The 22,399-nt window shown below is 58.0% G+C and carries 24 protein-coding genes; 5 read left to right on the forward strand and 19 right to left on the reverse strand.

All coding sequences use genetic code 11. From position 1 onward, the window contains the following. Positions 1-213 precede the first annotated feature (213 nt). Positions 214-504 (forward strand): hypothetical protein, encoded by a 291-nt coding sequence (locus tag R3D51_15245; protein MEZ5900837.1) that lies wholly within the window; start codon positions 214-216, stop codon positions 502-504. A 16-nt stretch (positions 505-520) separates the two neighbouring features. On the opposite strand, the gene R3D51_15250 is transcribed toward R3D51_15245, so the two are convergent. Then, complete coding sequence (locus R3D51_15250; protein MEZ5900838.1) at positions 521-1,423, reverse strand: DMT family transporter; 903 nt, start codon at positions 1,421-1,423, stop codon at positions 521-523. A gap of 60 nt (positions 1,424-1,483) precedes the next feature. On the opposite strand from R3D51_15250, the gene R3D51_15255 reads away from it, so the two are divergent. Further along, positions 1,484-1,684: a hypothetical protein gene (locus R3D51_15255; GenBank protein MEZ5900839.1), complete on the forward strand. Its 201-nt coding sequence runs from the start codon at positions 1,484-1,486 to the stop codon at positions 1,682-1,684. A 59-nt stretch (positions 1,685-1,743) separates the two neighbouring features. On the opposite strand, the gene R3D51_15260 is transcribed toward R3D51_15255, so the two are convergent. After that, the gene (locus tag R3D51_15260; protein ID MEZ5900840.1) at positions 1,744-2,247 is read right to left on the reverse strand and encodes a hypothetical protein; all 504 of its coding nucleotides are present in this window, start codon (positions 2,245-2,247) and stop codon (positions 1,744-1,746) included. 167 nt (positions 2,248-2,414) lie between these two features. Between R3D51_15260 and R3D51_15265 the strand changes: the two genes are divergently transcribed. After that, positions 2,415-3,110, forward strand: coding sequence for a hypothetical protein (locus R3D51_15265; GenBank protein ID MEZ5900841.1), 696 nt, complete (start codon positions 2,415-2,417; stop codon positions 3,108-3,110). Between the two features lie 32 nt (positions 3,111-3,142). Here R3D51_15265 and R3D51_15270 read toward each other — a convergent pair whose 3' ends face one another. After that, entirely contained in the window at positions 3,143-3,637 is a 495-nt protein-coding gene (locus tag R3D51_15270) for a hypothetical protein (protein ID MEZ5900842.1), read from the reverse strand. Positions 3,638-3,934: 297 nt separating this feature from the next. Here R3D51_15270 and R3D51_15275 point away from each other — a divergent pair, with 297 nt between their 5' ends. Continuing rightward, entirely contained in the window at positions 3,935-4,213 is a 279-nt protein-coding gene (locus tag R3D51_15275; GenBank protein MEZ5900843.1) for a cysteine rich repeat-containing protein, read from the forward strand. 71 nt (positions 4,214-4,284) lie between these two features. Here the strand turns inward: R3D51_15275 and R3D51_15280 are convergent, their stop codons facing one another. The 14 genes from R3D51_15280 to rpsF form a co-directional block, all read right to left on the reverse strand. Next, positions 4,285-4,716, reverse strand: a complete 432-nt coding sequence (locus R3D51_15280) for a lysozyme inhibitor LprI family protein (GenBank protein ID MEZ5900844.1) — start codon at positions 4,714-4,716, stop codon at positions 4,285-4,287. Positions 4,717-4,782: 66 nt separating this feature from the next. Further along, positions 4,783-5,541, reverse strand: a complete 759-nt coding sequence (locus R3D51_15285) for an SDR family NAD(P)-dependent oxidoreductase (protein ID MEZ5900845.1) — start codon at positions 5,539-5,541, stop codon at positions 4,783-4,785. Positions 5,542-5,574: 33 nt separating this feature from the next. Then, positions 5,575-7,095, reverse strand: coding sequence for an amidophosphoribosyltransferase (purF, locus tag R3D51_15290; GenBank protein ID MEZ5900846.1), 1,521 nt, complete (start codon positions 7,093-7,095; stop codon positions 5,575-5,577). Positions 7,096-7,193: 98 nt separating this feature from the next. After that, positions 7,194-7,829 (reverse strand): CvpA family protein, encoded by a 636-nt coding sequence (locus tag R3D51_15295; GenBank protein MEZ5900847.1) that lies wholly within the window; start codon positions 7,827-7,829, stop codon positions 7,194-7,196. Positions 7,830-7,923: 94 nt separating this feature from the next. Beyond that, positions 7,924-9,300, reverse strand: coding sequence for a DNA repair protein RadA (gene radA, locus R3D51_15300; GenBank protein MEZ5900848.1), 1,377 nt, complete (start codon positions 9,298-9,300; stop codon positions 7,924-7,926). Positions 9,301-9,305: 5 nt separating this feature from the next. Continuing rightward, a complete protein-coding gene (gene alr / locus R3D51_15305; protein MEZ5900849.1) occupies positions 9,306-10,403 on the reverse strand; it encodes an alanine racemase in 1,098 nt (365 codons plus the stop codon). 243 nt (positions 10,404-10,646) lie between these two features. Then, positions 10,647-11,684: a class I SAM-dependent methyltransferase gene (locus R3D51_15310; protein ID MEZ5900850.1), complete on the reverse strand. Its 1,038-nt coding sequence runs from the start codon at positions 11,682-11,684 to the stop codon at positions 10,647-10,649. Further along, complete coding sequence (locus R3D51_15315) at positions 11,656-12,372, reverse strand: hypothetical protein (protein ID MEZ5900851.1); 717 nt, start codon at positions 12,370-12,372, stop codon at positions 11,656-11,658. Before R3D51_15315 ends, R3D51_15310 begins: the two co-directional genes overlap by 29 nt. Positions 12,373-12,690: 318 nt before the next feature. Then, positions 12,691-14,199, reverse strand: a complete 1,509-nt coding sequence (locus R3D51_15320) for a replicative DNA helicase (GenBank protein MEZ5900852.1) — start codon at positions 14,197-14,199, stop codon at positions 12,691-12,693. Positions 14,200-14,355: 156 nt separating this feature from the next. Continuing rightward, positions 14,356-15,642, reverse strand: a complete 1,287-nt coding sequence (locus R3D51_15325) for a cyclopropane-fatty-acyl-phospholipid synthase family protein (GenBank protein ID MEZ5900853.1) — start codon at positions 15,640-15,642, stop codon at positions 14,356-14,358. 207 nt (positions 15,643-15,849) lie between these two features. After that, positions 15,850-16,419 (reverse strand): 50S ribosomal protein L9, encoded by a 570-nt coding sequence (gene rplI / locus R3D51_15330; GenBank protein MEZ5900854.1) that lies wholly within the window; start codon positions 16,417-16,419, stop codon positions 15,850-15,852. A 69-nt stretch (positions 16,420-16,488) separates the two neighbouring features. Next, the gene (locus tag R3D51_15335; protein ID MEZ5900855.1) at positions 16,489-17,448 is read right to left on the reverse strand and encodes a DUF2232 domain-containing protein; all 960 of its coding nucleotides are present in this window, start codon (positions 17,446-17,448) and stop codon (positions 16,489-16,491) included. Positions 17,449-17,556: 108 nt separating this feature from the next. Then, positions 17,557-17,814, reverse strand: a complete 258-nt coding sequence (gene rpsR / locus R3D51_15340) for a 30S ribosomal protein S18 (GenBank protein MEZ5900856.1) — start codon at positions 17,812-17,814, stop codon at positions 17,557-17,559. A gap of 3 nt (positions 17,815-17,817) precedes the next feature. Continuing rightward, on the reverse strand, positions 17,818-18,369 hold the full coding sequence (rpsF, locus tag R3D51_15345) for a 30S ribosomal protein S6 (protein MEZ5900857.1): 552 nt from the start codon (positions 18,367-18,369) through the stop codon (positions 17,818-17,820). Between the two features lie 388 nt (positions 18,370-18,757). Here rpsF and R3D51_15350 point away from each other — a divergent pair, with 388 nt between their 5' ends. Beyond that, a complete protein-coding gene (locus R3D51_15350; GenBank protein ID MEZ5900858.1) occupies positions 18,758-18,976 on the forward strand; it encodes a hypothetical protein in 219 nt (72 codons plus the stop codon). Between the two features lie 27 nt (positions 18,977-19,003). Here the strand turns inward: R3D51_15350 and R3D51_15355 are convergent, their stop codons facing one another. Both R3D51_15355 and R3D51_15360 read right to left on the reverse strand, forming a co-directional pair. Next, positions 19,004-20,707 (reverse strand): sulfatase-like hydrolase/transferase, encoded by a 1,704-nt coding sequence (locus R3D51_15355; GenBank protein ID MEZ5900859.1) that lies wholly within the window; start codon positions 20,705-20,707, stop codon positions 19,004-19,006. Between the two features lie 150 nt (positions 20,708-20,857). Beyond that, positions 20,858-22,336 (reverse strand): sulfatase-like hydrolase/transferase, encoded by a 1,479-nt coding sequence (locus R3D51_15360; GenBank protein ID MEZ5900860.1) that lies wholly within the window; start codon positions 22,334-22,336, stop codon positions 20,858-20,860. Positions 22,337-22,399 lie beyond the last annotated feature (63 nt).

Here is a 22,399-nt window from a genome sequence, read left to right on the forward strand (position 1 = left end):
TTATCGGATAGTTGATCCCGCTGAATGACCCGTTCGGCGGGACCAATTTGTTAACGGCCTTAGCCAACTCTGCGGGTTCTGCGCCAAAGCGCCTCTGGCGCTGATGCGTTTGGGACACCACGTAAGTGCTAATCGTCGTGCTGGCCTAGATATCGTTTACCCGTGTCGGCTAATATGGCGGAAATTGTGATCCGCACCCGCGAGGGCTCCCTGATGAAGCTTAAGTTTTTTATCATTTTGGCCGTTGCATTCGCGGCGGTTGCGCCTATGCAACCCATTGAGGCCGTTGCCAAGTCGAAGGCCAGCAAGCCGCTGACTGGCGTTATCTACGGCAAGAAGCGGCGGGTTGGCGGATACAAGTATAGCTACGCTGACAGCATCAATACGCGCAAATTCACCGATCCGGCGTTGTCTGCACAAAGTCAGGGCCAGCCCTTCGACAACGGATTCTTCTTCGCGACGCCGACGATGCCCTATGGTGGGGACGCTCCCTACATGCATTAAGGGCATGCAGGGGCGTTTATCGTCCCTCGCCCCAAGTATATAGGCCGACCCCTGCGAGAACGAGGGTGGCCCCAACTGCGTCCGCCAGTGTGAACGCTTCGCCCAGTATTGCAACGGCGAGAGCGATGGTCACTAGAGGCGAGACCGTCGAGATCATCGCGACCGATTGCGGTGAGGACCGCGCCAACCCTGCATTGATTAGAAAGGTTGGCAATACGGTTGCCACCAGTGCGCAGCCCGCGGAGAGCGCAAGGAAGCGCGGCGGGGCGGAGAAGTCGCCGTGCCCGACGACGGCCTGATGCAAAATGCAGAAGAACGACGCCGTCGCCAGCGCGATTGACGTGAACAGCGCGCTGCCCAGCATCGGCAGAATGCGTTTCGCCAAAAGATGGTGAGAAGCGAATGTTATGGCGGCACCCAAAACGAGCAGCGAGCCCCAAATGGTGTCGTGCCCGCCTTCGGGCAGGTCGGCTGCGAAGACAAAGGCAAGCCCCGCGTAGGTAATCGCCGCCGCTCCCAGTCCCGTCAGCGTGACGGGTGGGCCGCCAAGCGCGGCGCCCAGGAACATGATGAAGACGGGATAGGTGAATAGAATGAGCCGTTCCAGCTGCGCGCTGATATATTGCAGGCCGGCGAAGTCGAATTGGGAAGCGACGTAGTATCCTAGAAAGCCCGTGACACATGCGAGTGCGACCGTCCGCGCTTCGACAGGTGGCGCGCCTTCTGCACGGCGCCTCTGCAGCGCCCACCAGCCGATGGCAGCATAGAACGGCATGGAAAAGATCATGCGCCAGGCGAGCATCAGCGCGGCATCCACACGGTCCTGATAGGCGAGCTTGATGAAGATCGCCTTGGTAGAGAACAGCGCGGCGCCACACGCGGAAAGCGCATAGCCGATGTAGCGTGAGCGGGATGACATGGGCGCTTGTTTACACGGGAGTTGCAAGGCTTGTCTCGTGTGGCGGCCTGACGCTGGGTGATGCTCTTTCTGCGGCCGGTCCGGTCGCGCATTTCGGCCGTAGGTGCCGTTCTGTTCGCTATCGTCGTCGGGAGCCAGCCCATGCTCGACGCAGCGGGGAAGGATGAAATCTACATCCGAGCGATATTGCTTCCCTTTCTGGTGCTCTTCGTTGGCTGGCCGCTGGCGCGCGCACTGAAGAGGTTGCGAACAAACAGTTGACCCTCCCTGCAGCAGGGAGGGTCAATCGACACGAGAACCGGAAGCGATCACAAGAACTATTAATGCCGGGGCGGCGGGGAAACGCTGAACGCGAGGTCCAGATCATCCTGGATATTCTTTGTCGCCTGCCGCCAGTCGGCCCCGGTACTCGGCAACTCTTCGCCTGACTCGACTGTTTCAGCGTTCGCGCGTTTCTGGGCCAGCGCCGGTTGGACGATCGCCGCGCGGATGGCTGATGGCGTCGGCCGGGCAGGCAAATGACACAGGCGTGTTGCGAGAGTTTGCAATTCATCCAAGATTGTTTCCCGGCGCAACTCATGCTGCAGCGATAAATTGCGCAACTCATGCAGCATCTGATCGTCGACTCGGCGGATCGCTTCCGCAAGCGCCCGCACCAAGTTCAGTTCCGACTTGGAGTTGTTCTCAAGCCGGGACAGCATCTCCTCTACGGTCTTGGTCATTCCGGTCATGTTAGGGTCCCCCTGGATCGACATTCTGAGTGGCCCCGCAATGCTCCTGGAGGTGCGTGATTCGAGTGGCGGAAAAAAGTTCTGGTTGGCCATGGGCTTATACTCGCAGCATGGGCATTGGCCGGTTGGCCTTCTCAAAGACGGATCATCCGCCATCCATTCATCTGCGATGCATTCCTCGGCAAACGCGGCTTTCGAAAAGCGCCATGCATGGTTAGATTGAAGCCGTTGAAAGTTAGTGCTTCAGGCGGGAGGTGGTCATGCGGATCTACGTTGTCTTGTTCGTGGCGATGCTGACGTGGTGGCCAGTGACACCATCCTTCGCCGACGCTCTCGTCGCCGATGGCGTCAAGGTCGATCTGAAGATCCCGGAAGGTTATTGCAGTCTTTCGCGCGATCATCCGGCGGAGAAGCCGCACTACGATCAGCAAGACCGAATGCAGGCGAAAATCAACGCGGTGATGCTCATAGCTCTGCCGTGCGAGGAGATTGCGGATGCACGTGCGGGCAGGCCTTGGAAGCGCTGGGTCATTTGGCTGCTCAACGGTCCACCAGGCCATCACACCAAGATCCCGCCAAACATGACGAGGCAGGTCGTTATAGAGCAACTGGCCCACGCGATGCCTACAGTCGATATCGACACAATAGGCAAGGACATCGGTGGTGTCGCGGCCAAGGAGGGGCTGGGAATAAAACTTCACACCATGAGCATGATCGGCAAAGACGACGTTGCTCTTTATACCGCTCAGGCCGCCAAGGTGTCTCGCGGAGACGCCGGCCGCGAGATAGCTGTCGTAACAGGCTGGGTTGCGATGGGTGGGCGGCTATTCACCGCCAACACGTACGCGGATCTGGAGGGCGTCGCGACGGTTGAAGGCCTGCTTGCGCAGGCCAAGACAATCATCAAGAGTTCGGCTGACAGCAGTGATGTTTTAAATTCCGAAGGGACAAAATAGGCGTCGCTGAGCCTGAACTTGCGGCAGTGCGCTTATGGCGCCGGCACCACACGAAATGCAGCGTGGCAGCTGGTGCAATTTGCCATGATGTCGGCAAGTGCCGTGAGGACCTCGCTGCGCGAAGCGGATTTCTCCGCACGCTCGGCCAAAACGTCAAACTTTTCGTGGGTGTTGAGGCTCATGGCGGTGAAGGCGAGGGGCGATTTCAAAGGCACGCTCAACGGGGCACCTTGAAGCATCTCCGCTCCGGCCCGTTTGGCGTTCTCATGAACGCCGTCGAGTTTGTTGGAAGCGAGCGATTCCGTAATTCCCTGGAGTGCTTCAAGATAGGTGCGCATTCCTTCCAGCATGTGGTTGCGCTCCGACTTAGTGAGAGCGATGGGAACGCGGCCATCTTCGTCTTCGGTTTGAGGCTGAGCCGGGGTGGTAGCCGGAGGTGGCGCGGCATTTTTCGAGGCGGCGTCCGCTAGCGCGCTGCCGACAAACATGGTGCTGACCAACAGCATGACGGTTACGAGGGTGCGCATGGCGTGAACTCTCCGATTGGCCGACGATGAGGTCGTGCGATGGAATCGATTGAATTTTGAAGCCCGAGTTGTGACTGTACGTTGACGCCTGTCATTATTGCGCTGGGGCGGCAAACTCAGTTGTGCATTCAATCCGCGACAAATTTGAAAAAAGTCGTCAGAGCTGATCCGCATCAAGCGGAAAAGCTCGTCGCCAACGTTCCCCTAGATGGGTGCGCTAATGAAGAACTCTGGCGATCCGCATCGGCGATCCCAAGGTGTTGAACGTGACACCGACTAAACAGAGGAGAGATCATTATGCGTAAAGCCAATCTCCAACTTGCGGCCGCTGCGCTTCTCGCGATTGCCGCGGCGGCGTCCACAGCGCTGGCGCAGGGCCAAGGGCCGGTTGCTAACGCGTGCAAAGATGACATTCCGAAAGTCTGTGCAGGCGTGACCCACGGCGGTGGACGCATGCGTAGCTGTCTTGAGTCCAACAAGGACAAGGTCTCGGAGGCTTGCAAGACGGCGCTCGACACTTATGGTCCTGGCAAGGGCATGGGACAGGGCGCTGCTAAGGGCGCAGGCAGCAACTAATAGTCGGAATGAACCTCTGGCGCGGTATCCTGGCGGGACCAATAAATCTTCGCTCCGCCAGGAAACGACGCTTACCTTGAAGTTTCGTAGCGCTCCTTAAGCTCTTGTGTACGTGCTTTGGTCAGCTCGGTTTTGCAACCGATGATATCGGCGCTCGCACCAGAACCGCCTTGCCAGAAGAAGGCGAGATGATCGACGCACTCTGCATCGCGAAAAGCAACCCAAGCGCGTTGGCTTGCACGGAGCGCGGCTTCCCAGCTCTTTGCGTCATAAGGCTTCTCCGACGCCATCCCCGGAATGGCGGCGAGGGCAGACCGATACGCCGCATTGAGTTCCTTATCGGCGGCGTCGAACTCCTTGTCGGCACAGACGTTGATTTCGGCGGTCGACATCGCATTTTGACAATCGATCTCAGCCTGCGCGCGGGCTCTTTCGACCGGTGACAACGTCGAGGCAACACAACTCACGGCGAGGCAAAATACAGCGGTGCGCGCGCGTCTCATCTGTCTCGTCCTTCAACGGCCGCGCATGATCATGCGCGAGGTATGGCTGAGTTGCCTCTAAGGGTGTTAGGCGTCTGACGCTGGCACCGACGGCGAAGAGTGCTCTGAACTACGCCAATCTCGAAAATTGACGATCTGCCCGTTGCGTTGTGACTCCGGCGACAGCAATTCCAGGAACAGCGGAACGAGTTCTTCGGGCGTGGGCAGATTGGCAGGATCCTCACCGGGAAAAGCCTTTGCTCGCATACTTGTGCGCGTAGCACCTGGGTTGACGAGGTTGGCGCGCACGTTTGTGCTCTCGATCTCGTGAGACCAGGTCTTCACCATGGCTTCGAGCCCCGCTTTTGAAGCTGCGTAAGGACCCCAATAGGCATACTTGCCGCTGGCCGCGCCTGAGGTGACGAAAACGGCTCGACCGGCGTCCGACTTCTGTAGCAGCGGATCGAGAGAACGGATCAGCCGCCAGTTGGCGGTCAGATTGATATCGATGGTCTGTGTCCAACCATCTTCGGTCACATGCGCCAACGGCGACAGCGGCCCAAGGATGCCGGCGTTGGCCACCAGAATGTCAAGCTTCTGCCAGCGCTGGTAAATGGTCGGACCGAGCTGGTCGATCTTGTCGCCCTTCTTGAGGTCGAGCTGCAGCAACGTTGCAGAACCGCCCAGCGCCTGGATCTCATCGTCAAGGCTTTCCAGACCCGGCAGCGAGCGGGCGGTGATGATGACGTGCGCGCCGGCCTTTGCCAGTCCCAGCGCAACAGCGCGGCCGATGCCGCGTGAGGCGCCAGTGACAAGTGCAAGACGATCTTTGAACGGCGGGGTCATCAATTTGGTATCCGGAAATCGACTTCGTTTCGATTAGCCGACTTCAGCCAAAAGCGAGAGCTGCTTGGGCAAAGCCTCGCCAGCCTGGTCGGTGAGGTCGGTTGGGTACTCGCCCGTGAAGCAGTGGTCGGTGAACTGAGGCGCGCGTGCGTCTCGTGCTTCCACGCCGATGGCACGATAGATGCCATCGACCGAAAGGAATGCGAGGCTGTCGGCGCCCATGAACTGACGCATACCTTCCAGATCGAGGTTGGCTGCGAGAAGGTCCTGCTTGCGGGGCGTATCGATGCCGTAGAAATCGGGATGAGTGATTGGCGGAGAGGAGATCCGCATGTGGACCTCGCGGGCGCCGGCCTCGTACATCAACTGCACGATCTTTTTCGAAGTCGTGCCGCGGACTACGGAGTCGTCGACCAGAACGATGGAGTTGCCGCGGATCACCGAGGCGTTGGCGGAGTGCTTGAGCTTCACGCCGAGCTGACGGATGCGCTGCTCAGGTTCGATGAAGGTGCGCCCGACGTAGTGGTTGCGGATGATGCCAAGCTCGAACGGCACGCCACTCTCTTGTGAAAATCCGATGGCGGCAGGAACGCCGGAGTCCGGAATAGGGACGATAACGTCAGCTTTTGCGGGCGCTTCACGCGCGAGCTGGATGCCCATCTGCTTACGGATGTCGTAAACAGTGCGACCGCCCACGACGCTGTCCGGGCGGGAGAAGTAGATGTATTCGAAGATACATGGACGCGCTGGGCGTTTGGGGAAGGGGCGGTGGCTTTCGATCCCCTGATCGGTGATGACGACGACTTCGCCATTCTCGACTTCGCGCAGGAACTCCGCACCGACCATATCGAGGGCGCAGGTCTCCGATGCAACCACATAAGATACACCGAGACGGCCGATAACGAGCGGACGAATACCGATCGGGTCGCGCGCAGCGATCATGACGTCGTTGGTCAGGCATACCAGCGCGTACGAGCCTTCGACCTGACGGATGGCATCGACGAGCCGTTCGACGACGCGGCGCTTCTTGGAGCGCGAAAGCAGATGCAGGATGACTTCTGTGTCTGAGGTCGACTGACAGATAGCGCCGGAGGAGATCAGCTCACTGCGCAGGGTGAGCGCATTGGTGAGGTTCCCGTTGTGGGCAACGGCGAAGCCGCCTGTGTCGATGTCGGCGAACAGTGGTTGTACGTTGCGCAGCATCGCCTCGCCGGTTGTCGAGTAGCGGACGTGCCCAACCGCCATCCGGCCTTTCAGGCGCGCCAGAACTTCCGAGCGTGAGAAATTGTCCCCGACCAGTCCCATCCGCCGCTCAGAATGAAAATGGCGGCCATCGTAGCTAACGATGCCCGCCGCTTCCTGGCCGCGATGCTGAAGAGCATGCAGGCCCAGCGCTGTGAGAGCAGCAGAGTCCGGGTGGTTAAAAATGCCAAAGACGCCGCACTCTTCCCGGAGCCGGTCGTCGCCAAAGCGCGTGAAGGTCAGCCCGTCGATCTGGACGGAGGGCGGCTCGTCGTGGCCAGGTCCTTCACCGGTAACGGTCTTGACGGTCATGGGGCACCTCCCGCTGCTCGCTAGCCGCTTCTACGCCCGAAGACGCGGCTGGGGCAAGATGCCCGATCAGAAGACCCGATGGATAACGGGGGAGGGGATCAGGCTTTGCGCGCGAGGCAGATATAATAGCGCTGGTCGCCAAAGGCCAGGGCGACGAACCGTCTCTCCGTTCCCAGCGAGCCTTGCTGGTCGCCTGAGGGGGTCGCCGACGGATTGGTCAGCGAGGAGGGGGCATACTGAACGAGGATGGAACGGATCGTATTGCCGGTACTCTTGATGTAGGGGAGCGTCGCCGCGTTACGGACCCACGGGAAATGCGCTTCCTCATTGGGCTGGAACGACTCGTAGAACATGTAGGGAATTACAATCAGGATGAAGCCGCGCACCACGCCGAACAGAAAGCCCAATACGCGGTCAACCATGCCGACCCGGCTATCGAGGATGGCGTCGGAGACGCGGGCGGTGATGAGATGCACGATGATCAGAACGATCAGAGCGGCGACGAGGGCGACAACAGCGAGCGCGATCTGGGGCGGCAAGCCTGTTTGAGCGGCCACGTCAGCCGACAGTTCTTTCTTCGTGAAGAAGATCCAGGCGCCGACGCTTGCCGCGGCAATCCAGGACAGGATCGACAGTACCTCGCGTGCCAGCCCCCGGTACATTGCGAGAAGGCCCGATATGAAGCAAACCGCAAGGACTGCGGCGTCGAGGTAGGTCAGGCTGGAGCCGTCCATAAGCGGCATTCCCTCTATTGGTCGTTACCCCCCGGGCCCGCCCCACCGGTTCGGTCCGGCCCGATACGGCGTTTCCTGAATTACTTGTTAACCGTCAGTCGCATGTCAGGGCCGTTTCGGCAAGCAACTTGACGTGTGAGAGCCTTGAGAGCCGCAACTTCAATCCTGACGTATCCGCCTCGCCCGATTCCGGCAAGATTGCTTGGCCGAAGCCGAGCTTCGAAGCCTCTTTCAGCCGTGCGGTCTGCAACGAGGCGGCGCGGACTGCGCCTGACAAGGAAACCTCGCCGAAGTAGACGGCGTCTCGCGGCAGGGCAACATTCGATATTGACGACACAAGGGCGGCCGCAGCTGCGAGATCAGCTGCGGGTTCAGCTATCTTTAGACCGCCAGCGACGTTGAGATAGACGTCGTGGCCGGAAAAAGACATTCCCGCTCGCGTCTCTAGAACGGCGAGCAGCATAGACAACCTATTGGTGTCCCAGCCAACAACGGCGCGCCGCGGAGTGCCGAGCCCGGATGGTGCAACAAGCGCCTGGATCTCGACAAGCAGTGGACGCGTGCCCTCGACACCCGCAAAGACGGCTGCGCCCGGCGCCGCTGAGTCTCGATCGCCCAAAAAGAGCTCCGACGGGTTGGAGACCTCGCGCAGCCCGCCCGACACCATTTCAAACACACCGATCTCGTCGGTTGGACCGAAGCGGTTCTTCACCGCGCGCAGGATCCGGTAGGGATGTCCCCGGTCGCCTTCGAAATAGAGCACGGTATCGACCATGTGCTCGATGACCTTGGGTCCGGCGATTTGTCCGTCCTTTGTGACGTGACCGACCAGCAAGACGGCGCTGCCAGCCATCTTGGCGTATCGGATGAGTGACTGTGCCGCCGCCCTTACCTGGCTCACTGTGCCAGGCGCCGCGTCGAGAGTATCTGCCCATAAGGTTTGGATCGAGTCGATCACAACGAGATCAGGCGGCTTGCCCTCGGCCAGCGTTGCCAGAATGTTGGATAGGTTGGTCTCCGAGGCGAGACCCACGGGAGCCTCGGCCAGCCCTAGACGTTCGGCTCGTAAGCGAACCTGCGCGATCGCTTCCTCGCCTGAAAAATAAAGTGCGCGACGGCCTGCACAGGCGAGGTTGGCTGTGAGTTGGAGCAAGAGCGTCGATTTGCCGATGCCGGGCTCGCCGCCGATCAGCATCGCAGAGCCCGGGACGACGCCGCCACCGGTCACGCGATTCAACTCTTCAATTCCCGTCGAGAAGCGTGGGGCTTCCTGGGTTGATCCCTTAAGAGTTTCGAGCTGCACCACGCGGCCCTTAGCGCGGGCAGACACGCCTGAGCCAGGAGGAGGGCCAGCATCCGTCTCCTCGACAAGTGTATTCCACTCACCGCATGCTGCGCATTTGCCAGCCCACCGAGAAGCTGTCGCTCCACACGATTGGCACACGTAAGTGTTGCGCTGCGGCTTGGCCATTGGGCTCAGTTCCCCGCGTCGTTTTCGATGTAGCGCCGCGAAAAGCGCGGGCCTAGCCTGGTGAGGATCTCGTAGCCGATCGTTCCGGCTGCGTAGCCCGCGTCTTCGATCGTCAGACCTGCACCAAAGAGCACCGCATCGTCTCCCGCCGCCACCGAGCCCGCTGGGAGATCGGTGACGTCCGCGGTGATAAGATCCATAGAGACGCGGCCAACGATAGGAACCTTATGTCCAGCTACGAGAACATGACCGCACGCTTTATCGTCGTTTGAACTTGCCGAGCGGGGGATGCCATCGGCATAGCCGGCGGCAATCGTGGCGATGCGACTTGGACGTTTAGCCCGCCAGCTTGCGGCGTAGCCGACGCTCTCTCCAGGCGCCACGTCGTTGACCGCAAGGATGCGCGCTGTCACGGTCAGGATAGGGGCGACGGGGGCCGCGTTCGAGAGGCTGGCCTGACCGCCATAGAGCGCATAGCCGGGCCGCACGAGATCGAAGTGATAGGCCTTGCCCAGCATCAGACCATCGGATGCAGCCAGCGAACGCGGTTTGCCTGCAAAAAGCGTCGAGAGCGTTTCGAATGCTAGAAGCTGATCGCGGTTCTTGGGATCGACGGGGTTATCGGCGCAGGCGAGGTGGCTCATCACCAGCTTGACGTCGACACCTGTTAGAAGCTTCTGGTTGCTCGCAAGCCGGCGTGTATCGCGTGCCGTTAGCCCGAGCCGGTTCAATCCACTGTCGATGTGCAGTGCACACGGCAGCGAATGTCCCGTCCGCGTTCCCAACTGCGCCCAGCTCTCGACCTCGGAGAGTGTTGACAGGACGGGGCGCACATCTGCTTGCGCGAAGCTTTGCGCGGAATTAGGCAATAGGCCGTCAAGAGCGTAGATGTCAGCTTCAGGCGCCAGGCCGCGAGCCTCGAAGGCTTCGCTTGGAGTGGCGATGAAGAACGTGTTGCATCCCGCGCGCACCAGCGCTGGGATGACGCGTTCCGAGCCTAATCCATAGGCGTTTGCTTTGACGACCGCCCCGCACGAGGCGGGATGGACAAGATCCGCCAGCCGCTTCCAATTGCGCGCCAACTGATCGAGATTGATCGTCACGCACCCCGTCGTTCCGGTGGCTCTAGGAGAAGAGGCGGCAAAATCGCTAGATTTTGAACGAGGCATTGAGAGCGCCACTCGGCATCAACCTCCCCTTGAGATGGCTGCGATCGTACCAGACCCGCTTTCGCCCCCCTTCCCCCTGAGGCGTCGTGGAGGGCGACAAAAGAATTGAGGCGACGAGCCTCAGGGCACTACCGAAAAAGATTACTCACGGCATTACACGACTTGCAGTCCTGACGTTCAATCAGGCTTGCGAATTGCGTTTTCAGGCGACAGGCCCCTGTGAGTGCGAGTCACGATGGCTGAATTCTTCTTTTTGGCGACTGCGAAGATCATGGTGGGCTTGACAGCTCCGGTTTCCAGCATGGCGTCATTCATGACCGCGATCGTGTCTATCCACGCGCGATCAGTCTCATTTTCTGGGTCAAAATTGTGGCCGTAGCCACGTTCCACGAAAACGTCCTCGAAACCGCCGACGCCGACAAAATGCGTGAATGAGAAATTATCACAAAGCAGGGGCAGAATATCCTCTGCCCGAATTCCTTCGAATCCTGTTTTGGAGCAATCGTGGTTCAGATACGGATCGATCGTCTTGTTGAACTGATGATTGAATTTGTATTTCTGAGGAAGGATCGACCACAGCCGGTTCATAATTTCAAGCGTTTCGGGCCACCGCATGTGGCCGTTGCGGCCGATGATGTCGACAATGGGAAAGACGCCCTCTGGTTCCATATTGCGGTTGATGAACGCAAATAATTTTTCTAACTCGACGATATGGTGCAGCGTGTGTTGCGCCATGATGCCGGCAAAAGTTTCATTCGGCTCCCATTCGTTGACGTCGACAATTTTGAAGTCAAAGTAGTCCTCAAGCTTCTTTTCATGGACGAGTTTCTTTGCGCGCTCCATTCGCACGTCTGCAAGTTCGGTCGCCAAGAACTTGAAATCACGAAAGTCCGTTTTGAGTATATTTTCAGCAATGGCCACTTCGATTTGTCCATCACCGCAACCGATGCTCAAGATCTTTCTACCCGACCCTGTAGCTTGGCACGCCCCGATGAATGCCTCGCTGTAGATGTCATAGATTGATCGCCGACCAAAAACATCCTCCAGCTTTGGCTGTAGGTAGGTACGGCTCCAATACCTGTAGATATCAGGTAGCTTCTTCAATTTTTCCTTGTTGGCATATTGGAGCTTCTGTTGCTCTATGCGGCGCTCGTATTCGTTCGCGCCGCCACCGTCGTTTGCCCGTTTACGAAAGGCGCCGAGAAAATCCCGCATCTGAGAGTGTCTCCAATAATTCACTAAGATTGCTCACCAGCGAGCGACTGTCCTTGATGATTTTTTTTGTAGGAGACGACAAGGCCGCGGAAGATACGCCCAGAAACTCTAAAACCTTCTGCCGGTCGGTCCCTTCCGTGTCAACGAGGTCCTCATAAACTACCCCGATACTACGATGCTTGGCGTAAATCTCGCGCGCAATGTTTTCGCGTCGTTCGACATCCTGAAAATACTGGATAGCGTCGGTCGCGTTGGCTTTGAAAGGTTTGATCTCTGGAATGTCCTTTTCGTCATGCACGAAGGTGACGTTGGTTTGCTGAAGAACCACGCTGTGCGAGATGAATTGGTCGAGAAGATTTCTTCTAATGAGATGGATGATCTTGATGTCGGTGTCGTCGATGATGATGTCGGTATATGGTTTGTAATCGTCTTGAAGCGACTCGTCGGTTTTGTACTTGAAGCCGCACGCCGATTTTCCCTGAGTATCAAATAGAATGCTCTGGATGAAGCGCTCGGGTGAGTAGCGCATGAGGTCACCAAGGGCCTTTGCATACTCGAGGTTCTCGTTATCGTTGCCACGCTTTTCACGATATTCTCCCCATATGGGGCCAGGTAGTTCATCGTTATTAAATGGACGCAGGACCTCACCGTGGGCGAGGATGTCTGGATGCGAGCGCAGTAGCGACAATAAGAAGGTGCTTCCCGTCCGCGCGGCGCACGAAATGATAAATTTGGAATCCCTCAAGAAGAGCTTTGGTTTGGCCCGGGATCTGACATGATGGGAAGGGCCTTGTCTCTTAAGGCCCAGTTTAGGCAACCGCATTATGCGCTCCCTGGCTGGTGATCGTGTGTCCGAGTTCACTCAAGAGCGGAAGAACGGACAAATGTGCTGCCGCTTAGCCACAATACTTTGGCGGACGCAAGTGCTCGCGGTCAACTCTGACGGCAGTTTGGCGTGCCTCCGCTGGGGATTAAACGCCTACGGCTTAATTTGGGGAATGGGGCATCACCTTTCGGGCAGCATATAGTCCCTGGCGAGGTTGCCAAAGCGGGTAAACTGGCCTTCGAATGCCAGCTCCACGGTGCCGACGGGGCCGTGGCGCTGCTTGCCGATGATCACTTCGGCTTTGCCCGAAACCTGGCTCATCTTGGCCATCCAATCTGCAAATTCGGGGGTACCTTCGGAGGGCTTGGTGCGCTCAACGTAGTATTCCTCTCGGAACACGAACATCACGACGTCAGCGTCCTGTTCGATCGAGCCCGATTCACGAAGGTCGGAGAGCTGCGGCCGCTTGTCCTCGCGGGTTTCCACCTGACGCGATAGCTGGGACAGCGCGATGATTGGAACCGCGAGCTCCTTGGCGAGCGCCTTGAGACCGGTCGTGATTTCGGTGATCTCCTGAACGCGGTTGGCATCCCCCTTCTTCGAGCCAGCCAACAGCTGAAGGTAGTCGACGACGAGCAGGTCCAGGCCGTGCTGACGTTTCAATTTTCGCGCGCGTGCCGAAAGCTGAGCAATGGTGATGCCGCCCGTCTGGTCGATGAAGAGGGGAATACGTGACATCTCAGCGGCCGTCTCCGACAATCGCCGAAACTCTTGTTCGTCAATCATGCCACGGCGGATCTTTTCCGATGAGATCTCAGCCTGCTCAGCGAGAATACGTGTCGCGAGCTGCTCCGACGACATTTCCAGCGAGAAGAAGCCGACGATGCCGCCGTTGGTAACCTGGGGCAGGCCATCAGGGCCCAACTCGGTCGTGTAGGCTTTGGCAACATTATAGGCGATGTTTGTTGCGAGCGCCGTTTTGCCCATCGAGGGACGGCCTGCGAGGATGATCAAGTCGGAGCGCTGCAAGCCGCCAAGTTTGTGGTCGAGATCCGACAAGCCCGTCGACGCGCCCGAAAGATGCCCGGCACGTTGGAACGCGCTGTTGGCCATGTTGATGGCGGTCACGAGCGCGCTTTGGAAGCTCTCAAAGCCCTGGCCGTATTTATTCTGCTCTGCAAGCGAGTAGAGACGGCCTTCTGCCTCCTCGATCTGCGACCGTGGAGATTCATCGATCCCGCTATCGTAAGCGGTGTTGACCATATCCTCGCCGATGACGATCAGCGCGCGGCGGGTTGCAAGATCATAGATCGTGCGGCCGTACTCGGCGGCATTGATGACCGTCGTTGCGTTGGCAGCCAGGCGTCCGAGGTACTGGGGAACGCTGGTATTGGCATCAATCGGCTCTGCGTTCTCGAAGAACGATTTTACGGTCACGGGCGAGGCGAGCTTGCCGGCGTGAATGAGTGTGGCGAGCGTTTCGAAAATCCGGGCGTGCAACGGATCGAAGAAATGCGCTGGGGTCAGGAAGCTCGACACACGGTCGAGGGCTTCGTTGTTGACCAGGATGGCGCCGAGCAGAGCCTGCTCGGCTTCGAGATTGTGAGGGGCTTGGCGAAACGACAAGGGCTCATCGGCCTTGGCCGCTTCGCGGAGCTTTTCTGTGAGGAGGACTGCGGGATTTGCCATGAGGGGACCCTAGCCGATTCCGAATCGAGCTTCTCGCTGATTGGCGGCCGAACCGGGGCAATGTCCCCGGTTTGCACATGGCAGGGTGGGGTTTGGTAGTTTTCGATTGCATGAGGGAGAATCACTCCCGATGCGCGAGTCATGTGTTGCTGCAACTCAAGTCTTGGCTGATTTGGCTCCTGTTTTGAGCGGTTGAAGAGGGAGTTCCGGAACAGGTCTCAGTGTAACAGGAGACGTAGTCGCAAGGCGGCGCTCGGCCTCCAGCATGTAGTCGCGAGTAATGGGAACGGCGTTGATGTCCTTTACGAGCTGGACCTGGAACACCATCAGATCCTGATAACGGAAAGCTGCCTCGCAGCCCGCGAGATAGAACTCCCACATGCGCACGACCTCTTCGCCGGCAAGTTCGACGGCTTGGGCGCGGTGGTGTAGGAAGCGTTCGCGCCAAGTCCGTAGGGTATAGGCGTAGTGAAGGCGAAGGATCTCGATGTCGCTGACACGCAATCCTGTGTTCTCGATTGCCGCAGTGACCTCCGAAAGGGATGCTAACGAGCCGCCAGGAAAGATCCATTTGGCGATAAAGGGATTTGTGGGTGCAGGCCCGTCGAGGCGGCCGATGGCGTGCACGAGCGCCACACCATCTTTCTTCAGAAGTCGAGTGATGTTCTCAAAGAATGTCTTGTAGTTGGACGAACCGACGTGTTCGAACATACCGACCGACACGATGCGGTCGTACTCGCCTTTGACTGAGCGATAATCGTCGTACGCGAACACTGTCTCCCCACGCCGGGGCGGAATGTGCTCCATGGCGGAGCGCAGTTGAGATTGGGATAGGGTGATGCCCTTGACGCGCGCATCGCTCACTGTGGCAAGGTAACGCGCAAGACCTCCCCAGCCACAGCCAATATCGAGAACGTCGAGCCCGGGCTCCAACAGAAGTTTGGATGCAATGTGCCGCTTCTTTGCAGCTTGCGCGTCTTCGAGCCGCGTGATGCCGGGGGGATAGTAGGCGCAGGAATACTGCCGGTCGGTGTCCAGGAAGAGATCGTAGAAGCGCTGATCGAGATCATAGTGATAGCTCGCATTGCGGGCAGAGCGTTCTTCAGGATTGTTCTCGTTTATGCGCCGCTTCAGTCGCCGCAGTTTGGCAAACGCCTGGGCCCAGCCGGGCAGGGGATGCTTGGCCATATTCCGCATCGCAAGCTCGATGAAATCATAGATCGAGCCGCGATCCATGGTGAGCGTGCCGTCCATGTAAGCTTCGCCAGCGATGAGTTCAGGGTCGCGAACGAATTGCCACTGGGTGCGCAGGTCGGTGAAGTGGATGGCGACGTGGCGACCGCTTCCATCTCCAAAGTCGAAACTGCGATCTTGATGATCTCGGACTGTGAGGCTGCCTTCCGTGATGACCTCGCGCAGCATTCGCTTCAAAGGGGCAAACATGGACCAGCTCCGATCTCCCCCAATGCACAACACTTACAGCTAACTTAAGTTGCCGCGCGCGGGTCTGCAATTCACGAACGCGCGCTTGCAAGTCGAAGTCTCCAGAGGCCCAAAAAAACGGAAAGGCGCCGATGGCCTCGCGGCATACCGGCGCCTTCTCGTCGTTGCGAGCGGTCGTCTGGCTCAGAAGCGACCGCCGATTAACTCTTACTCGCCTTCCGCAGGAGCAGCGCCTTCTTCGAAGGCTGCTTCCGGGTTGAAAGTCTCAAGCTCAAGCTTCTCTTCCTGAACGACGGAGACGTTTTCGCCGCGGGCCTGCTTATCGGCCTCGTCCTGCGAGCGCGCGACGTTCAAGGTGACCGAGCAAGACACTTCGGGGTGCAGCTCGATGCGGCAGTCGTGAAGGCCGAGCGCCTTGATCGGCTTGTCGAGCTGCACCTGATTACGGTTCACGGTAAAACCGCCTTCGGTGATCGCCTCGGCGATGTCGCGCGTTGAGACCGAGCCATAGAGCTGACCGGTGTCGCCTGCAGAACGGATCAGCACGAAGCTCTGCTTGTCCAGCTTCGCGGAAACCGCCTCAGCTTCCTTCTTGTGTTCGAGATTTGCAGCTTCGAGCTGCGCGCGGCGGCCTTCGAATACCTTCTTGTTTTCTTCCGTGGCGCGCAGCGCCTTCTTCTGCGGCAGTAGGAAGTTGCGTGCGTAGCCGTTCTTGACGTTGACGATATCGCCCATCTGCCCCAAGTGGCCGATGCGCTGCAGCAGGATGACTTGCATGGTCTCTTCTCCTTCAAGTGTCGTTTATGCGTTTGGATCGTGGATCTGTGAGTTGGGCTTTTTCGGTTGCTATCCAGAGGGCGGGGTTGGCCCTCGGTGCGCTGCCTTGCGATAGTGAAATGCCGTCTCGGCGAGCCCAATGAGCGCCAGGATCAGCATTGCGTGCTTGGAAAGAATGAGCAGGCCGACATAGGTCGTGGCGAGGATGAATCCGCGCCAGGGCGAGCCACGAGTTACGTGATGTAGAACGGCCAAACCGAGGAGGGCAAAGGCGAGACGCAGTGCGCTTGCAACACCGTCACTGAGGAGCCACATGCGATCGCCTGTGTAACTCAAGGCCGTTGCAGCAACGAGCAATAAGGCGCTTCCCATAGGCAACTCGAGTTTGGAGAAGTCTGGCCATGGTCGGGGCAGCCGGCCAGAGGCCAGCGTCACTCGTCCGGCAAGCCACAAACTGGCGAGCAGCTTGATCATCAGCGCTAGCGCAATTGCGCCGGGCAGGCTGGTGACGAAGTAGGTTGTCAGTTCGTCAATTTGTTTGTCACCCAGGGCCTCTGCGCCACCGGGCATGCCTGCAAGCGATTTCGCGAAACTCTCAATTTCGGGACGCACTGCCTTGGTCAGGCTTTCGATGTCGGCGCCTTGAGCTGCGAGGTAGGCAAAGGAGAACAGACCGGCAATGAGGGCTGCGGTGACGACCACCCGACCGATCGGATACCAATGAGCGACGCCGTCGACTTCGCGCGACATCAGAGTCAGGCGCGTCAATGCAATGGCAGGCAAGACTTCGCTCGCGGCGTAAGCGAGAGCGGTCAGCGGCGTCGACAGGATTAGGATGAGCGCGGTGGCGGAAGCGGCGGCGACGAGCAGCGGCAGAAAGCCAAGGCCAAGGCCCGCGAGATAAAGCGGGAAGGGCGTCAACAGGAACATCAGCAGCCGCGAAAACATAGGCCCCGTGGTCGCCGATGCAAACACGGTCGCCGAGATTAGCCCGGCGGCAAGGCCAAGAAAAATGGATTGCGGTGTCATTGTCCTGCTGTCCCGCTTTCGCGGTTAGAACGGGCGGTCCCGTCCAACTGTTGTTGAAGAGAAACGAGGAGCAAAGCAGTCGGCCTGTGATGCTCCTCGCTATTCGTCTTATTTGATTACGTAAGGCAGCAGACCGAGGAAGCGAGCGCGCTTGATGGCGCGGGCCAGCTCACGCTGCTTCTTGGCCGAAACGGCCGTGATGCGCGACGGCACGATCTTGCCGCGCTCGGAGACGTAGCGGCCAAGAAGGCGCACGTCCTTGTAATCGATCTTCGGCGCCGCATCGCCCGAGAACGGGCAGGTCTTACGACGGCGCTGGAAGGGTCGCCGCGGTGCGCCGCCGCCGGAGGTCTGGATCTCGCTCATGGATTAGCCCTCCGAGCCGGTGTTGGAATCGCGCGGCCCGCGGGGGCCGCGAGGTGCGCCATCGCGCGGGGGACGATCGCCGCCCTCACGCGGAGGACGCGAGCGGAAAGTCGAGCCTTCGCCGCCGCGGTCGCCGCCACGAAATCCACCCTCACGCGGAGGACGGTCGCCACGCGGGCCGCCGAAGCCGCCGCGACCGCCGCCGAAGCCGCGCTCGGGCCGATCATCGCGATCCTGCTTGCGCATCATGACCGAAGGTTCGGTTTCCAGCTGTTCGACGCGCACGGTCATGAACCGGATAACGTCGCCGTTGATCCCCATGCGCCGTTCCATTTCGGCGACGGCGGCAGGTGCTGCGTCGATGTTGAAGAAGGCGTAATGGGCCTTGCGGTTCTTCTTGATCTTGAAGGCGAGGGTCTTAACGCCCCAATATTCCTGCTTGCTGACCTTGCCCTGACCTTCTTCGATGACGCCGATGAATTCCTTCATCAGTGCTTCGACCTGGGCTTGGGTCACATCCTGGCGTGCCAGGAAAGTATGCTCGTAGAGCGGCATACGCGTGGCCTTTCGTTTTTGACGTATTTGCAACTGGGTCTGCCAGTTGTCCCCCGAAGGCGCAAAGCCCTGTCGAGCCCGAGAAAGGCCCAATCTGGTACTCTAGAGGAGAAGACACTGAGGGACGGAATTTTCTCAAATTCCTCCGAGAGTTATGGAATAATCCATACAACTCGGCCCCCGATCAGCCTCCTACCGTCGGGTGAAGTGGCTGCTTATACGCGAAAATCGCTTTCTTGCAAGGGGGAGGAGGGGAATCGGCCAAGTGGGTATTAAACCCTGGTTTTCGTCCCGCTCAGCTCGGGCTTCCGGTCTGGTGCTAACGCGAGGTTTGCGCCGTCATCGAGGTTAGTCGATAAAGCCAATAAGCCGCGATGAAAGTAGCAAGATGACTTTTCTAGACCAAATTCCCTGGTGGGTGTTGATTGCCGCCGCCCTGACCCTCGGCTTGGCGCCGTTCGTGCCTGAACCTCACATCGTGGAGAAGTTGCGAATGCTGGCGCAGGGCACTCTGCGGCGCCCCATTGACGTGTTTGATCTCGTCCTGCATGCCACGCCGTTTGTGCTGCTTGCGGCTAAGGTCATGCGAACAGTGATGGCGCGCTGAGCTTCCTCAGGCGGGGCTCGGTCGAGCTTAGTTGACGTCAATAAGCTTCGCGTCGAGCAGCCTGCGGTGGAAGTCGAGAACGGCGGCGCGACGCTTGCAGAAAAAGTAGTGCCCCTGGCAAAGCTTCATCAGGTTCAGCCGGGCGAGATGAGAATCCGTCAAGGGCAGGCGAGCGCTGCGGGCGATGATTGAGCTGAGATAGGGCACATCAAGAATGTCGTGGTCGGGAAGTTCCAGCGGTGTGTATCCGATCGCGTCGACGACGTAATACGTGACGAGCTTTGCAGGTCTGCTTCCTCTCGCTGAAGCGCTGGGTGGGAGAAGCTTCTCACTCTCGGGCACTTCTCTCGTGATCAGTGGCTGGTGGTCGCCATAGCGTATGATTACGAATTTTTCGCGTGGGAAGCGTTTTGCAAGTTCGCTCTTAAACGCATCGTAATCCCATTTTGCGATCATCATTCTGCGCAAATACTCATTCATGTCCGCGCTGTTTTTGTTCGCTGGTTGCGGAACGTCGATCTCCGGTGACATTTTATAGTCATAGGGATGATGAGTTGCGTTGGTCAGGACATAGACCATCACGCGCTGAGCGGGCGACGTCTTGAACGTGGTGGCAAGATACTTGATGACGTTGCCATAGTAGAAGGAATCCCGTTCGAAGTAGCTCTTAGCGCCTTGCGCATCGGCATCGAAAAAGTCTTTGAACCCGATTGACTTGTAAAAGGGTCCGCTGACGACGAAGTTGGAGCGCATCGTGTAGAACGTCGCGGTTTGATATCCACAGCGAGCAAAACTCTGCGGAACGGACTCCTTTATGCGGCCGCGCATGAGGGCCTGAGCGAAACGGCCCGCCCTTCCGAATGAATAGGTGGAGATGCCCGACAACAGGCTGAACTCGGTCAGCCAAGAGCCTCCACCGTATGTTTCAACGCCGAGTTTGTGCAGCTTTCCGTCGAACGATACGAAGTAGGGGTCGAGCGCGCGATCATAGGTGATCGACGGAAAGAGCGACGGCGGAAAACCGCTCTCCTGATGGATCAGGATTACGTGCGGCGCGTTGCGAGCAACTACGCAAGGGCCCCCAAGATGGAATGGGTTGCGCAAGGGCTTTTTTGGCTGCGAAGCATCCAGAAGCGGCCCTCTTTCAACAATAGCGACCGCGTCGTCTATTGTGTGGAAGAATACGGTCAACGGAAAGCGTTCCATCGCCGAGTAGATGCGCTGGTATGGACCGCCGGACGTAAGCCATGCCGCTACCACGGCGCAGATTAGACACAAAGCAGCATGTCGAAAACCTATTTTGACGCGATCCCTGCGCCAGCCGTAGACGCCAACTACCGTTGCGAGTGTGAACCCAAGAGCGATCAGAAACGCGTAATAAGTATATCCAGAAATGAGAAAGCGGATCGTGTCCCTCGAGCCAAGGTAGAACCATATGTCATAGGCGTGTAGCGGCGCCGCCAGATACTCAAACATCTTGCGTGAAACTACGACAATGACGGCGGTTAGGGCGAGAGCGAGCAGAATCGAAAATTGAACCCGACGCGAAATCAACATAATTGTCGCCGCAATCACGCTGGTGTTGGCGAGGGTCTCGATAGGCATCAACGCATACGCGTTCTCATGCCTGATTAGGTAAATAAGGAAGATAAGCAGCGAAGCTGCGGTCAGAGCGGGGTAGACGTGCGTGCGCGTTAGCCGGATCGGCAGCGCCAATTGAAACCTGTTCACGATTGGCCCCCCGCAGTCACGTGCGTCCCGAATGAATCAGATGGGCTCAATGTTATAGATAGTCGGATGTCTGACTAGGGGAGATGCCATTACTGTTGCGTAAGAACGCAAATGCAATTCTTCCTCGGAGAGGCAGCAGAAGCCTTGCATTCAGTGAATGTCCACCAGGCCCGCATCTACGAGACGGCGTTGGAAATCGAGCACTGCCCTTTTGTCCCCACAACTGTAGTACAGGCCAGCGCAGTGGTGCATCAAATCCAGGCGCGCGGTATAATCATCCGATGCCGGAAGTCTGGCAAAGCTCGTGATAACCGAGCTCAGGTAGGGCACTTCGAGAATTTCATATTCAGGGAGGGGCGGCGGTTCCATGCCGATGGCATCAACCGTATAATAAGTAGAAAATTTGTCGGAGCGAGCCAGTTCGAAGGACTTATCCGCATTAGCCCTAGCATCGATTTCTTGAATTTCAGGCAAATCGAGCGTCAGGAAGGGCTGATGATCGCCGTAACGCACAATTAGGAACCTCTCGTTGGGAAAGTGCGCTCTTAGTGACGTCAGAAGGGCATCATAGTCGCGCTTGGCAATGAGCATTCGACGCAAATATTCGTTCATTTCTGGGCTGTTTTCCGCAGCATTCTGATGGAGGTCCAATTCTGGCGCCATAGCAGAGTTGTACGGGCTGTGTGTCGCGCTTGTGAATACATACGCGAATACTCGACGGTTTGAATGCGCGGCGTTGTCAACGAGATACTTGATAAGATTGCCATAATAAAATGAGTCGCGTTCCTTATAGGATTTTGTTCCTTGAACCTTCATATCGAAGAAGTCCTCGAATCCGATCGATTTGTAGAATGGTCCGGCAGCTACAAATGTTGACGGCATGGGATAGAAAGCTGCTGTACGGTATCCGCATTTCTGGAAATGTTGCGGAACAGTGCTCTTCAATCGCCCACGCATGAGGGATTGAATAAACGTGCGTGTCCCGCCGAAAAAAGAATAGGTCGACAGGCCTGACATCAGGGCAAATTCAGTCATCCACGAGGCGCCACCGTAAGTCTCGACACGCAGTTTGTGCATCTTCCCATCGAACGATTTGAAATAGGAATCGAGTTCAGGATTGTATTTTATTGATCTGAAAAAGGAGGGGGGAAACCCACTTTCCTGATGGATTAGGATGACGTGCGGAGCTTGCGTATCAAGTGTGCACGCTGTTTGAGGGCGGAACGGTCGAGACGTATTGGTCTGAGTTGTGGTCGAAATTTCAAAAATGGGACCTCGTTCGACGATGGACATAGCGTCGGCGATCGAGCGATAAAAGACAGTGAGTTGATAGCGGTCGGCGGAGGCATAGATCTTTTTGTATGGTCCGCCTGACGCAAGGCAGTTAGCACCTATGCTAACGAGAGCGACGCCCAGGGTGGCGATCCGCGGCAATTTCACAGTGTCGGCGCGGTATGACCTGCGAAGCAGAAGAAGCAGGGCAGTGAGTCCAAGCAAGATGGCGAAGACATATCGCGTGTAGTCCGAGACCAGGAAATCGACCGTCGCCCTTGAGCCTAGATAGAAATAGAGATCGTAGGCGAGGAGCGGTGCAGACATGAACGCATATTTCACTTCCGACGTGATCACGATGATTGCCGCAACAACGAGCGCAACCAGGACTGAAAATTGAACCCGCCGTGTCAGAAGTAG

The sequence above is a fragment of the Hyphomicrobiaceae bacterium genome (genome assembly GCA_041397645.1).
Taxonomy (GTDB): Bacteria; Pseudomonadota; Alphaproteobacteria; order Rhizobiales; family Hyphomicrobiaceae; genus Hyphomicrobium_B.